The organism is Collimonas sp. OK412 (assembly GCF_900112135.1).
GTDB classification, from domain to species: Bacteria; Pseudomonadota; Gammaproteobacteria; order Burkholderiales; family Burkholderiaceae_D; genus Collimonas; species Collimonas rhizosphaerae.
Genome location: NZ_FOLC01000024.1, coordinates 30,317 through 44,493 on the forward strand (window position 1 = coordinate 30,317; position 14,177 = coordinate 44,493).

Below are 14,177 nucleotides of genomic sequence, written 5' to 3' on the forward strand. Positions count from 1 at the left end.
CTTAACGGTTTCTCTTATGTTAAACACTTAAATTGCGTTCAAAATTAACAATGTCTGCGCCCGGCTTCAGTGCATAGAGCTGCGCCAATCGTCCTCCTGAAGATATTTTTTCATTGGAAATTTCAAACATTTCGGATGCTTCAATTCGTCGCATTAAACTTTTTCTTTGAATTGGCCTTTCGATGATTGCTTCAATCACCTTGATCAATTGGCCGATGCTAAATTTCTCGGGCAGGCAAAATACTGGAATCATTGAGTACAGCGTTTTTTGTTGTAGTCGCTGCTGCGCCATCTCAATGATGTGTCGATGGTCGAAAGCAATCAATAGCTTGGGCAATTCGCTCACATTCAACCAGCAGGTACTCTCCACGGACGCGATTTTAGGCTCAACATTTTGATGTGCCACCAACGCATAATAAGCAAGCGTAACGCTATATCCACGCGGGTCACGCTTAGGTCCAGAGATCACCTGCAGTTGTTCTAAATAGCTCGGTACCAGCCCCGTTTTGTCCAACAACTTTCGGCGTGCAGTCATATCAGTGTTTTCATCCAGACTGATATCAATAAATCCACCGGGCAGCCCCCAATAACCCGCAAACGGCGATTCAGCGCGTTTGGCCATGAGCACTTTCAAAACGCCATCGTGAACAGTGAAAAGTACGCTGTCCACGGTAAACAAAGGTTTTTCTATTTGCAATATGGCATTCATTTTTCTCATCTTTTTATGTCTTTGAGACACTTTCTTTATAGCATAAGTGGCAGCTTGATAAAAGTTTCGAAATTCCACTTTACTTTGTGTCCCACAGACATTAATATCTAATCATGTTTTATTCATCCTTTGATAAAACCAAGGAAAGCATAGTCAAACGAACAAGAATTGACTGCGCTCTGATTACTTCAAAACAGGGTTAGCAAAATGGGCAGCCATGTTACAAGCAACAATCGTTATTTTTTACCCAATCCTCAACAAGCTGAAGATTCGTTTAAGCATTTTCAGTTTAGGAGCGGTGAAAATCACCTCCAAATTTTGGCGCCCAGCAGTTCCCATGTCGAAATCATGTTTCGTTACAGCGGAGATCAATCGCTGATTCAGCTCTTGCTGTTGACCGATGCGCTTCGCCGCCAGGGCGCAAATGTGATCGATTTATGCATTCCCTATTTTCCAGGTGCGAGGCAGGATCGCGTTTGCAACTCAGGCGAACCACTGTCGGTGAAGGTCTACGCTGATTTGATCAATCAACAGCACTATCAAAAGGTTTGTGTTTTTGATCCCCACAGTGATGTGGTTGTTGCCCTTTTGAATAACGTCCATGTCGTCAAAAACCATCAATTTATCCGAGACGTCGTGAGCGACATTCGATCAGATTTTATTTTGGTGTCGCCAGATGCCGGATCGAATAAAAAAATCTTTGAATTATCTTGTCAACTGGGTGGCTTGCCGGTGATCCGCGCAGACAAGGTTCGTGACGTACGGAACGGGGCAATTATCGGCACAGAGATTTACTGCGACGATTTAAGTGGGCAGACGGCAGTGATTGTCGACGATATTTGCGCTGGCGGCAGGACGTTTATCGAACTGGCGAAAAAACTGAAGGCCAAAAACTGCAGAAAAATTATCTTGGCTGTGTCTCACTACGAAGGCACCGCCGATGAGAAAAAATTAATGGAAAGCGGCATTGATGCGATATACACCACCAACAGTCTGCATGACTCGGCCGCAACCGAATTTTTAAATGTGAAAAATATTTGGCACTTTATGCCAGTACAAGGAGAAAAATAATGAACTTGAATCCAGTCACTGCAATCGATGGCTACAAGGTCGATCATCGTCGTCAATACCCCGACAATACTGAAGTTGTATTCAGCAATTTGACTGCCAGGACAACTCGCCGCGAATACACCGATCATCTGGTTTTTTTTGGATTGCAGTATTTTATAAAAAGCTTTTTAATCAAAAACTGGGAAGAAGATTTTTTTAAACAGCCAAAAGACGAAGTCATCCGTCGCTTTTCTCGTCGCATAAATAACTATCTTGGCCCTAATAATGTCGGCACCCAGCACATTGCGGATTTGCACGACCTGGGCTATCTGCCTATAAAAATCATGGCGTTGCCCGAGGGTTCGGTCTACTCCTTAAGAGTGCCATGTCTTGTGATCTTCAATACAGACGAGCGGTTTTTCTGGCTTACCAATTATTTGGAAACCATCCTCTCGACCAATGTATGGGGCATGTGCACCAGTGCAACTACAGCGCACCAATACAAAAAAATACTGACAGCTTACGCGCTAGAAACCGATGGCAGCACCGAGTTCGTGAATTGGCAAGGGCACGACTTTAGCTTTCGCGGCATGTATGGCGCTGAAGCCGCCACAATGAGCGGCGCCGCGCACTTACTGAGCTTTACAGGCACAGACACCATTCCTGCCATCGATTTTCTGGAAGACTTTTACGGCGCCGATAGCGATTTGGAACTGGTTGGCGGCAGTGTTGCAGCAACTGAGCATTCAGTCATGTGCGCCGGCGGCATGGACAATGAACTCGAAACCTTCCGGCGTTTGATTCAAGACATCTATCCGGCTGGGATCGTTAGTATCGTGTCGGATTCCTGGGATTTCTGGCAAGTGATGACTGACTTTACCGTCAAACTTAAAGAACAGATTTTGGCGCGAGATGGAAAAGTTGTGTTTCGCCCTGACACCGGGTGCCCAGTCAAAATGATCTGCGGCGATGCTGATGCCGAAATCGGCTCGCCAGAATACAAAGGCGCGGTTGAATGCTTGTGGGAAGTATTTGGCGGCAGCGAAACTAAGCAAGGCTACAAAATTCTGGATCCCCATGTCGGATTGATTTATGGCGACTCCATCACTATTGAGCGCGCCACGGCAATTTGCGCAGGACTCAAAGCCAAAGGATTTTCTTCAACCAATGTGGTTTTTGGAATTGGCAGTTACACCTATCAATACGTAACTCGCGATACCGACGGTTTTGCCGTTAAAGCGACTTTCGCCAAAATTTCCGGTGAAAATCGCGAAATTTTCAAGGCACCCAAAACGGGAGATGGAACCAAGAATTCAGCCAAAGGCCTGGTAGCAGTCTACAAAAATGATCAAGGTGAGTTTTATCTGAAGGATCAAGTAAGCTGGAATGAAGTCAACAACTGCGAATTTGTTCCCGTGTTTGAAAATGGAAAATTACTCAACGAGGTGACTCTTACAGAGATTAGGGAGCGTTTGGCCGCCATGGTTTAATCATGATGTTGACCTGCCTGCGCCATTTCGACGTCACCAGCAGGATGGGGCCGGGTTCCAGGTGACGGCGGATTTCCCACACCGGGAAATCCGGCTTGACGGCTGTTTTCATCTTGCCCTCCTCTTGAGCCGGAAGTGTAAGGGCCATGCATCCGGACCGGCGTAACGATGAAGTCGATCCGGAACCAGCGAGATCAGCGATCAGCCCGGCACTTTGCCTTCCACGCCTTGCACGTAGAACTTGATGCCATGCAGGAAAGCATCGTCCGCCACGGCGTCCTTGGCCACTACTTCCTTGCCGGTGTTGTCGACCACAGGGCCTTTCCAGATCGGCGCGCTGCCGTCGATGATGGCTTTCTTGCGCTCGGCGACCAGGGTCTTGACGTCGGCCGGCAGGTCAGGATTGAAGGCGCCGAGGTCGATGCCGTCTTCTTTCAGGCCGAGCCAGCTGCTGCCGGTTTTCCAGGTGCTGTCCAGCACTTCGCCGACGCGCTTGTTGTAGTACACGCTCCAGTTGATCATCGATGCCGCCTGGTGGGCTTTCGGGCCGAAGCTGGTCATGTCGCTATCCCAGCCGAAGGCGTATACACCCTTTTCCTGGGCGGTCTGCACCACGGCGGCGGAGTCGGTGTTTTGCATCAGCACATCGACGCCCTGGCCGATCAACGTGGTCGCAGCTTCGCGTTCCTTACCCGGATCGAACCACTTGTTGACCCACACCACGCGCGTGGTGGCTTTCGGATTGACCGAACGCGCGCCCAGGGTGAAGGAATCGATGTTGCGGATCACTTCAGGAATCGGCACCGAAGCGACCACGCCGAGCTTGCCCGACTTGCTCATCTTGCCTGCCACCACGCCGGCCAGGTAGGCGCCTTCATAAGTACGGACGTCGTACTGGGCCAGGTTGTCGGCAGTCTTGAAGCCGGTCGCATGCTCGAATTTGACGTCCGGGAATTCCTTGGCCACCTTCAGCATCGCTTCCATGTAACCGAAGGTAGTGCCGAAGATCAGCTTGTTGCCGTCGACCGCCAGCTGGCGGATCACGCGCTCGGCGTCGGCGGCCGATTCAGGCACGTTCTCGACGAACGTGGTTTTCACCTTGTCGCCGTATTTTTCCTCGACCGCCTTGCGTCCCTTGTCGTGGGCGAAGGTCCAGCCGGCGTCGCCCACCGGCCCGATGTAGACAAAAGCCACTTTCAGCGGTTCGGCCTTGGCCGGCGCGGCTGCCGCTGCTGGGGCGCTGGCAGCCGGCGCCGGCGTTTCGTCTTTCTTGCCGCAGCCGATCAGCGTGGCGGCAGCCAGCGCTGTGAGCATTGCGAGTGATGCCCTGCGTGAAATCTTCATGTGTATCTCCCTTGGTGGTTGGTCAGCTTGCATCAGGTTTAAAAGGTTTGCCCAGCGATGCCGGCATGTTCAGGCGGATCCAGTCCGGGTTGCGCGAAATCAGCGCCAGCACCACGATGGTGGCGACATACGGCAGCATCGACAGGATTTGCGACGGCAGCGTCACGCCTATGCCCTGCAGGTAGAACTGCAGGATGGTGACGCCGCCGAACAGCAGCGCGCCCAGCAGCACGCGCGCCGGCCGCCAGGTGGCGAACGCGGTCAGCGCCAGCGCGATCCAGCCGCGCCCGGAGACCAGCCCTTCCACCCACATCGGCGTGTACACCAGCGACAGGTACGCGCCGGCCAGGCCGCAGCAGGCGCCGCCGAACAGCAGCGCGGCGAAGCGTATCCAGCGCACCGGGTAACCAAGCGCATGGGCCGATTCCGGCGATTCGCCGACGGCGCGCAGCACCAGGCCGGCGCGCGTGCGGTAAATGAACCAGCCGATGGCGGCGCACAGCAGCAGAGCCAGGTAACTCATCCAATGCTGCTGGAACAGGGCCTGGCCGATAAAGGGAATATCCTTCAGCAGCGGAATCGCCAGCGTTTGCGAAGGCAAGGCCAGGCCGACAAAACGCTGGCCGATGAAGGCCGACAGCCCTGCGCCGAAAATCGACAAGGCCAGCCCGGTGGCCACCTGGTTGGTCGCCAGCACCAGCGCCAGCCAGGAAAACAGCGCCGCCATCAGCACTCCGCTGAGCGCGCCCGCCAGGAAACCGAGCAGCGGGCTATGGGTGGTGTAGCCGACCGCAAAACCGGCGATCGCGGCTACCAGCATCATGCCTTCCGCGCCAAGGTTGAGGACGCCGGCGCGCTCGTTGATCAGCAGGCCGAGCGCCGCCAGCAGCAGCGGCGTTCCGGCGTTGATCGAGGCGGCGATGAGAGAAGCGAATTGTTCCATATCCGTCAGACCTTGGCTTTGCGGCGCAGGCGATAATCAATCAGGGTATCGCTGGCCAACAGTAAAAACAGCAGCATGCCCTGGAACACGCCGGTAATTGCCGACGGCAAGCCGAGCCGCGATTGCGCCAGCTCGCCGCCCAGGTACAGCAGCGACATCACCAGCCCGCCCAGCACCGCGCCGACCGGATGCAGGCGGCCGATGAACGCAACGATGATGGCGGCAAAACCGTAGCCGGGCGATACCGACGGCAGCAGCTGGCCGATCGGTCCGGCGATCTCGAAGGCGCCCGCCAGGCCGGCGAAGCTGCCGGAAATCAGCAGCGAGGTCCACAGAGCGCTGCGGCTGGAAAAGCCGGCATAACGCGCCGCATGCGGCGCCGTGCCGCCGACGAACAGCGAAAAGCCGCGCAAGCTGCGCGCCACGAACACCGTCATCACCGCCGCCAGCACCAGCGTCACGGCAAAACCGATATGCAGGCGCGTTCCGCCCAGCAGCGCCGGCAGCATGAATTCGCTGGAGAACACTTTCGACTGCGGGAAATTCATGCCGTTCGGGTCTTTCAGCGGCCCGTTGACCGCATACATCAGCAGCAGTTGCGCGACATAGGTCAGCATCAGCGACACCAGGATTTCATTGGCGTTGAAGCGGTCGCGCAGCAGCGCCGTGATGCTGGCCCAGAAGGCGCCGCCGAGGATGCCGGCGACGATCATCAGGAACAGGCCGAGGCCGCCGGGAATCGCATGGCCGGGCACATCGACCAGCACCAGCGTGGCGCCGGCAAACAGGGCGCCGACGGTGAACTGGCCTTCGGCGCCGATATTCCAGACATTGGCGCGGAAGCATACCGCCAGGCCCAGCGCGCACAAGATCAAGGGCACCGATTTCAGCAGCAGTTCGCTGATGGCGCGCTTGCCGTTGAACGGATCGATCAGGAACACCTTGAGGCCGGCCAGCGGATCCTTGCCCAGCGCGATGAACAGCAAGGCGCCGAGCAGCATCGTCATTACCACCGCCAGCACCGGCGACAGGTAGGTCATGGCGCGCGACGGCGTGCCGCGCAATTCCAGTTTCCACGGCCAGAAATTACGCATGCGCAGCCTCCGGCGCATCTTGCCACAGGCCGCTCATCCACAAGCCGACCTGCTCGCGCGTAGCCTGTTCGATCGGGACCGAAGGCGACAGCCTGCCCTTGGCGATGACATGCAAGCGGTCGCACAAGGCGAACAGTTCATCGAGTTCTTCGGAAATGATCAGCACTGCACAGCCTTCTTTTTTCAATGCCAGGATTTCGGCGTGGATCTGCGCGGCGGCGCCGACATCGACGCCCCAGGTCGGCTGCGCCACGATAAACACGGCAGGCTTGCGCTCCAGCTCGCGGCCGACGATAAATTTCTGCAGGTTGCCGCCGGACAGGCTCTTCGCCAGCGCATCGGGGCCGCCGGCCTTGACCTTGAAACGGTCGATGATATGGGCGGCGATCTTGCGCGTGTAGTCGAAATCGATCATGCCGCGCTTGACGTAAGGCGGTTTCTGGTGCGACAGCAGCATGTTGGCGGCCAGCGTCATGCCCGGCACAGCGCCGCGCCCCAGCCGCTCTTCCGGCACCAGCCCAAGGCCGAGCGCGCGGCGCGGATTGGGCGCCAGCTGCCCGGCGGCGCGGCCGGCCAGCATCACCATGTTGGGCGCGCCGCGCTGGTCTTCGCCCGACAGCGCCGCCAGCAGCTCCTGCTGGCCGTTGCCGGAAACACCGGCGATGCCGACAATCTCGCCGGCACGTACTTCGCATTCGATATCGTGCAGTTCGGTGGCGAACAGATGCGCCTTCGGCAAGCTCAGGCGATTCAGATGCAGCTTGCGTTCGCTGCGCTGTGAATCTGGATTGCGCTCACGCTGCAGACGCACCAATTCATCGCCGATCATCAGGCGCGACAGGCCGGCGCTGGTTTCGTTGCGCGGATCGCAGTTGCCGCTGACTTTGCCGTTGCGCATCACCGTGGCGCTGTGGCAGAGCGCGCGGATTTCATCCAGCTTGTGGCTGATGTACAGGATGCTGCAACCTTCCGCGGCCAGCTTGCGCAGGGTGACGAACAGCTTGTCTACCGCTTGCGGCGTCAGCACCGAAGTCGGTTCGTCCAGGATCAGCAGCTGCGGGCTGGTCAGCAAGGCGCGCACGATCTCGACGCGCTGGCGTTCGCCCACCGACAGCGTATGCACATGACGATGCGGCTCCAGCTCCAGCCCGTACTTTTCTCCGGTCTGGCGGATTTGCGCCACCAGTTCCGGCATGCTGACGTCCGAGGCCAGGCCGAGGGCGATGTTTTCAGCGACAGTCAGCGTATCGAACAGGGAGAAATGCTGGAACACCATGGCGATGCCGAGCTTGCGCGCGATATGCGGGTTGGCGATGTGGACCTGCTCGCCGTTCCAGAAAATCTCGCCGGCGTCCGGTTTCACGGTGCCGAAAATGATTTTCATCAGGGTCGACTTGCCGGCGCCGTTTTCGCCGAGGACGGCATGGATTTCGCCGGGCGCGACGCGCAGGTTGATATCGTCATTCGCCAGCACGCCCGGATAGGCTTTGCGGATATGGGCGATTTCCAGACGCGGTATGGTTGAAGTCATTTTCTTTTGCCTGTACCGATAAAAAGACTGTTGCAAAATGATTCCAGCGTCGCCGCCCTGCCAGCCGCGCCATTGAGCGCGCCAAAGCAAGCAACATGCTACATCAATTCCTGTGCCAATCGCCGACTTGGACCACAATGTCTTGTCGGCATAAAGCCCTTACAAAAGCAAACTGCATGCCAGACACGGATACGCGCGGCCCACCGCATCTGGCGTGATTCGTGCTACCGGCTAGCGTGTGATCGGCAGCAGGATTTGCGGTAGCATGGCCACAGGCTTGTTATCCGAAACAGAAATGGGACCCATGAGAAAAAAGTCTGGTGACACGGTTTCTTCGCCGGCCAAGCCCGCCGCCAAACGGGGCAGCGGCATTGTCGACCAAAAGATCTACGACTCCGTGCTGAAGGCGGTGATGAGCCAGCGCCTGCCGCCCGGCACCAAGCTGACCGAAGCCAGCCTGTGCGAACTGTTCGCCGTCAGCCGCACTATCGTGCGCAAGGCGATCCAGCGCCTGGCACACGACCACATCCTCGAATTGCGCCCCAACCGCGGCGCCATCATCGCCCAGCCGACGCCGCAGGAAACCCGCGAAATCTTTGCCGCCCGGCGCGCCATCGAAGCGGCGATCGTGCCGCTGGCGGCCGCCAACGCCACCCGCGCCCAGATCACCCGCCTGCGCCAGATCGTGCGGGAAGAACACGCATCCTTCCACTCCGGCGACCACGCCAAATGGATACGCCTGGGCGGCGAGTTCCATATCCTGCTGTCCGACAGCGCCGGCAACCCGGTGCTGACCCGCTTCCTGCGCGAACTGGTGTCGCGTTGCTCATTGATCATCGCGCTGTACCAGGCGCCGGGCAAGACCGCCTGCCCGAACGACGAACACGAACAGCTGATCGACGCCATCGCCGCCGGCGACGCCGCGCTGGCGGTCAGGATGATGGACCAGCACCTGCTGGACATCGAACGCGCCCTGCGCCTGAGCGACGACCAGCACGAAGTGGACCTGGCCGAAATCCTCGATATCGCGTAACCGGACCAGCTTGCCTGTTGCCCCGTTTCCTCTCTTGGCGGACATTGCCCCAAGCGGTTTAAAGTGTATACAAATTATTAAAAAATGTCGCTAATCCGAGACAGGGATGCGCACTAAACCGGTTCCCGCCGGCGGCGGCCATCCCTAATTTGGCGCGGGCCTCACCAATAAATAGCGTGGCGGCTCACCAAAATCCAGCTTTCCGGCGTCTTCGCAATTTCCCATCAAAACGGCGCGGCTCGCCATCAGAAACCGTTTTTCATATGTATACAATCTGTTTTCCACATAAACCGTAATACCGTTTTTTCCTTTCTTCCTGCCCGAAAAAATTCTGGCACGGTCTTTGCGTTACATGAATCCGTTCCGGGCCGATCGCGGGGATTGCCTGCCAATGGCCCGATCCTTGCGCGACGAAGGCAAAACAAGAATTCAAGCAAGTCCGGTTTATCAATGTCGATAACAGAGGGATGGGAAAAATGGGAAAAAGAGCGAGGGCACGCGCCCGCATTTATTGCGCGCAAAAGATGGTGCTGACATTGGGAGCCGCACTGCCGTTCAGCGCAGCGCTGGCGCAGACGGCAGGCAGCACGGCGCCCGCGGCAACCGCCGAAGCGCCGCAAGCCGGCTCTTCGCTGCAGCTGGAAACCATGACGGTGACAGCGCAGCGGCGCGTCGAAAAAATCAAGGACGTGCCGATTTCGGTGACCCTGATCAAGGGCGAAACCCTGGATGTGCTCAATTCCGGCGGCCAGGATATCCGCGTGCTGGCCGCCAAGGTGCCAAGCCTGAACATCGAATCGTCGAACGGCCGCACCTTCCCGCGCTTCTATATCCGCGGTTACGGCAATACCGATTTTTCCACCTTCGCCTCGCAGCCGGTATCCCTGATATTCGACGACGTGGTCCAGGAAAACGCCGCCCTCAAAGGCTTCCCGATGTTCGACCTGGCCGGCGTCGAAGTGCTGCGCGGCCCGCAAGGCACGCTGTTCGGCCGCAATACGCCGGCCGGCGTGGTCAAGTTCGATTCGGCCAAGCCGAGCCTGGACAAGGTCTCCGGTTATTACAGCATCTCCGACGGCACCCACAATACCGCCAATGCCGAAGCAGCGGTCAACGTGCCGCTGAGCGACCAATGGGCGATGCGCTTCTCGACCCTGGTGCAGCACCGCGACGACTGGGTCAGCAACAACGGCGGCGGCACGCCTTTTCTGGAGGGCTACAACGAACGCGCCGGACGCCTGCAATTCCTGTACAAACCGGACGGCACGTTCAACGCCCTGTTCAATATCCACTCGCGTGCGACCGAGGGCAGCGCGCGTTTGTTCCGCGCCAATATCCTGGAAAAAGGCAGCGACGGCTTCGTCGCCGGCTTCAGTCCTTCCCAGGTCACCTTCAACGGCTTGAACACGCAGGCTCTGCATACCGCCGGCGGCAGCGCCCGGCTGAGCTGGAACCTGGACCAGGTCAAGCTGTACTCGATCACCGGCTATGAAACCATTTCCAGCTATTTCAGCCGCGGCGACATCGACGGCGGCACGCCGACCGGCCCCGGCTTCATTCCGTTCCAGGTGCAGACCGGCGGCGGCGTCGCCGACCACAAGCAGTTCTCGCAAGAGTTCCGGGTCGAATCGAAGAACGAAGGACCGCTCAACTGGCAGACCGGCCTCTACTACTTCTATGAAGACGTAGCGGGCAACAGCTCCAACTTCGACAGCACCACCCAGCTGCAGACCAGCTACCTGCAGAACCGCCAGAAAAACACCGCCTACGCGGCATTCGGCTCGCTGACTTATGACGTCAACGACAGGCTCAAATTGCGCGGCGGCCTGCGTTACACCCAGGACAAAAAGGATTTCTCCAACGAAGTCGCCAACAACGTGACGTTCACCGGCCCCGGCTCGATCAGCGAAAGCAAATCGAACGTCAGCTGGGACCTCAGCGCCAACTATGCCTTGACCAAGGACATCAATACGTATGCACGGGTAGCCACCGGCTTCCGCGCACCGAGTATCGCGGCGCCGTCGTCCTCGGTGCCGATCACCGTGGCCAACGCGGAAACCATCACTTCCTATGAAGCGGGGATCAAGGCCGACCTGTTCAACCGCCGCGCCCGCGCCAACTTCAGCGTCTACAGTTTCGACGTCAAGAACCAGCAGCTGACGGCGGTGGGCGGCAACTCCAACTCGATCATGCTGGTGAATGCGGCCAAGACCGTAGGGCGCGGCGCCGAACTGGACCTGGAAGCGAACGTGACCGAACGCTTGCGCATGACGTTAGGCGGCAGCTACAACTACACCCAGATCCGCGATCCGAACCTGCTGGTGGCCGGCTGCGCGTCCTGCACCGTGCTCAATACCCAGGTACGGCCGGGGCTGTATTCGATCAACGGCAATTCCCTACCGCAAGCGCCGAAGTGGATTGCCAACGTCACGGCGCGCTACGGCATCCCGATGGGCAACAACGACGAGCTGTTCTTCTATACCGACTGGGCTTATCGCAGCAAGATCAACTTCTTCCTGTACAACTCGACCGAGTTCACCGGCAAACCGTTGCTGGAAGGCGGCTTGCGCGTAGGCTACAAGTGGGATGGCGACAAGTATGAAGTCGCTGCCTTCGCCCGCAACATCACCAACAAGATCGTGGCGGTCGGCGGCATCGACTTCGACAACCGGACGGCGTTCATCAACGATCCGCGCATGTTCGGCGTGCAGTTCCGGTCGAACTTCTAAGCTGCTGCCTGGCAGTGCAATCGCAGCGATCATCCAGGGGCGGCGCAACTGCCGCGCCTGGATCATCGCGCAAGATTCCATCGGGAGAGACACATGCATGACGCTGACGGCTGCGGCAAACCCTGGCGGCGGATGGCGGCCGCCGCATGCTCCGTGCTGGCGATCGGCATCGCCTTGCTGGCGCCGGCCGGCGCCGCAGGGCAAGCCGCTTTGCCGGAGCAGAAAACCGCGGTCCTGTTTGGCGCCAACATCCGCTATTACGATATCGGCAGCGGTCCGGTGCTGGTGCTGGTGCACGGCCTGGGCAGCAGCGCCAAGGGCGACTGGGGCCAGGTCATGCTGCCGCTGGCGCAAAACCACAGGGTGCTGGCGCTGGACCAGCTGGGGTTCGGCAATTCCGACAAGCCGCAAATCGATTACGGGATCCAGACCTGGGTCGATTTCCTCGGCGAATTCCTGCGCCAGAACCAGGTAGCCGATTTCACGCTGGTAGGCGAATCATTGGGTGGATGGATCTCGGCGCAATATACGATACAAGCGTTGCGCGGCGTCGCCGCCGGTCCGAGCCTGGGCTTGCCCAAGCCGGCGCGGCTGGTGCTGTCCGATTCGGCCGGCCTGCACGCGACCATGAAGCGCCTGTCCGCGCCTCCTCCGCCCGGCAAGCCGGCAATTGTCGGCGCCTCGCTGGCTGGCGAGAAACAGCTGCTGGCGAGCGTGTTTCATTCGCCCTCCTACCAGACCGACCAGGCATTGCGCGACGGCCTGGCCTGGAGCCTGGCCAAAGGCGACGCCTGGGCCATCCGCGCAGTGCGCAATCCAGCCTTGCTCGATGAAACCGTGGACCGCCAGCTAGGCGCGATCAAGATTCCGACCCTGGTGATCTGGGGCGAACACGACAAGCTGCTGCCGCTGCAAGACGGCCGCTATTTCGCCTCGAAAATCGGCGGCGCCGAACTGAAGATCATCCCCGGCAGCGGCCATGCGCCGATGATTGAAACGCCGGATGCCTTCCTGGCGGCGCTGCAGCCGTTTTTGCGATAACCTGCGGCGGCAGCGCCGAACATGTTTTTATATTTTCCATTTGAAAGTAGCTAATCGATGAAATCGAATTCAATGCGTCGCCGCCTGTTATCGACGGTATTCATGCTGGGACTGGCGGTTGCCGCCTTGCCATCGCACGCGCAGGCCGCCGGCAAGCGCAAGGTCATCATCGACGACGATATCGGCGGCCCGCGCGCGGCGCAGCTGATGGCGATCCAGTCACCCGACGTGGAAGTGCTCGGCATCACGATCGTCAGCGGTTCGACCTGGCGCGACGAAAATATCGCCCACGCCCTGCGCACGCTGGAAGTCATCGGCCGCAGCGATATCCCAGTCGTGCCCGGCTCGACGTTTCCCTTGCTGAATACGCAGGAAGCAACGCGGCGCTGGGAAGCGCTGTACGGCAAGCTGGTCTACAAAGGCGCCTGGATGGATGAGAAATGGCCGGACGGCACCATCCAGAGCCAGCCAAACTACCATGCCCACGACGTGGTGCCGCAGCTGCCGGAAGGCATGCCGCATACCAAGGCTTCCAACGAAATCGCCGCCAATTTCATGATCCGCAAGGTGCACGAATTCCCGGGCCAGGTCACCATCCTGGCCACCGGCCCGATGACCAACGTGGCGCTGGCGATCAGCCTCGATCCGAGTTTTGCAGAGGCCGCGAAAGAAATCGTCTACATGGGCGGCAGCCTGAATCCGCACCAGGTGCTGCCGTCCAAGTCGGCGGAACAGTTTGCGCGCGAATATATCAATACGCCGCGCCTGGAATTCAATTTCCGCTGGGACCCTGAAGCCGCGAAGATCGTCCTGCGCGCGCCGTGGAAACGGATCGTCATGGTGCCGGCCGATCCATCCACCGCGACCGAACTCAGCGCCCGCCTGCTGAACGACATGACCAGGTCCGGCACGCCGCTGGCGCAGATGGTGAAGAAGGTCACCGAAACCGGCTTTCCCCTGTGGGATGAACTGGCCACGGCGGTCTGGCTGGATCCCGCGCTGATCAGCAAATCCGACCAGCTGTTCGTCAGCATAGACACCGACTTCGGCGCCGGCTACGGCAACACCCTGTCCTGGCCTGCCGCCTACGCGCCGGCGGGCCTGATCGCCAGCCCGACCACGGTGGTGCGCGAAGTCAACGTGCCGGCTTTTGAAAAGCTGATGATCAAGCTGATGAACCTGCCGACGCCGGCAGCCAGATAACGGCAAGGGA

At 58.6% G+C, this 14,177-nt stretch carries 12 protein-coding genes; 6 read left to right on the top strand and 6 right to left on the bottom strand.

Annotated features, from left to right (window positions below):
* Positions 1–19: 19 nt before the first annotated feature.
* Complete coding sequence (locus tag BM062_RS20175) at positions 20–709, bottom strand: NUDIX hydrolase (protein ID WP_217647626.1); 690 nt, start codon at positions 707–709, stop codon at positions 20–22.
* A gap of 207 nt (positions 710–916) precedes the next feature.
* On the opposite strand from BM062_RS20175, the gene prs reads away from it, so the two are divergent.
* Positions 917–1,780, top strand: a complete 864-nt coding sequence (gene prs / locus BM062_RS20180) for a ribose-phosphate diphosphokinase (protein WP_092400164.1) — start codon at positions 917–919, stop codon at positions 1,778–1,780.
* On the top strand, positions 1,780–3,249 hold the full coding sequence (locus BM062_RS20185) for a nicotinate phosphoribosyltransferase (RefSeq protein ID WP_092400165.1): 1,470 nt from the start codon (positions 1,780–1,782) through the stop codon (positions 3,247–3,249). The genes prs and BM062_RS20185 overlap by 1 nt, the downstream gene beginning before the upstream one ends.
* Here BM062_RS20185 and BM062_RS20190 read toward each other — a convergent pair.
* The 5 genes from BM062_RS20190 to BM062_RS20210 form a co-directional block, all read right to left on the bottom strand.
* The gene (locus BM062_RS20190; RefSeq protein WP_175501101.1) at positions 3,221–3,361 is read right to left on the bottom strand and encodes a hypothetical protein; all 141 of its coding nucleotides are present in this window, start codon (positions 3,359–3,361) and stop codon (positions 3,221–3,223) included. The genes BM062_RS20185 and BM062_RS20190 overlap by 29 nt on opposite strands.
* Positions 3,362–3,450: 89 nt before the next feature.
* Entirely contained in the window at positions 3,451–4,593 is a 1,143-nt protein-coding gene (locus BM062_RS20195; RefSeq protein WP_092400167.1) for a BMP family ABC transporter substrate-binding protein, read from the bottom strand.
* Positions 4,594–4,615: 22 nt separating this feature from the next.
* The gene (locus BM062_RS20200; RefSeq protein ID WP_092400169.1) at positions 4,616–5,536 is read right to left on the bottom strand and encodes an ABC transporter permease; all 921 of its coding nucleotides are present in this window, start codon (positions 5,534–5,536) and stop codon (positions 4,616–4,618) included.
* 5 nt (positions 5,537–5,541) lie between these two features.
* Complete coding sequence (locus BM062_RS20205) at positions 5,542–6,630, bottom strand: ABC transporter permease (protein ID WP_254785180.1); 1,089 nt, start codon at positions 6,628–6,630, stop codon at positions 5,542–5,544.
* The gene (locus BM062_RS20210) at positions 6,623–8,161 is read right to left on the bottom strand and encodes an ABC transporter ATP-binding protein (protein ID WP_092400173.1); all 1,539 of its coding nucleotides are present in this window, start codon (positions 8,159–8,161) and stop codon (positions 6,623–6,625) included. Before BM062_RS20210 ends, BM062_RS20205 begins: the two co-directional genes overlap by 8 nt.
* A 304-nt stretch (positions 8,162–8,465) precedes the next feature.
* Here BM062_RS20210 and BM062_RS20215 point away from each other — a divergent pair, with 304 nt between their 5' ends.
* From BM062_RS20215 to BM062_RS20230, 4 genes are all read left to right on the top strand, one after another.
* Positions 8,466–9,194 carry a GntR family transcriptional regulator gene (locus BM062_RS20215; RefSeq protein WP_254785181.1) on the top strand — a complete coding sequence of 243 codons (729 nt, stop codon included), beginning with the start codon at positions 8,466–8,468 and terminating at the stop codon, positions 9,192–9,194.
* Between the two features lie 476 nt (positions 9,195–9,670).
* Positions 9,671–11,923 carry a TonB-dependent receptor gene (locus BM062_RS20220; protein WP_175501102.1) on the top strand — a complete coding sequence of 751 codons (2,253 nt, stop codon included), beginning with the start codon at positions 9,671–9,673 and terminating at the stop codon, positions 11,921–11,923.
* A 93-nt stretch (positions 11,924–12,016) separates the two neighbouring features.
* A complete protein-coding gene (locus BM062_RS20225) occupies positions 12,017–12,964 on the top strand; it encodes an alpha/beta fold hydrolase (protein WP_092400179.1) in 948 nt (315 codons plus the stop codon).
* Positions 12,965–13,021: 57 nt separating this feature from the next.
* Complete coding sequence (locus BM062_RS20230; protein WP_092400181.1) at positions 13,022–14,167, top strand: nucleoside hydrolase; 1,146 nt, start codon at positions 13,022–13,024, stop codon at positions 14,165–14,167.
* Positions 14,168–14,177 lie beyond the last annotated feature (10 nt).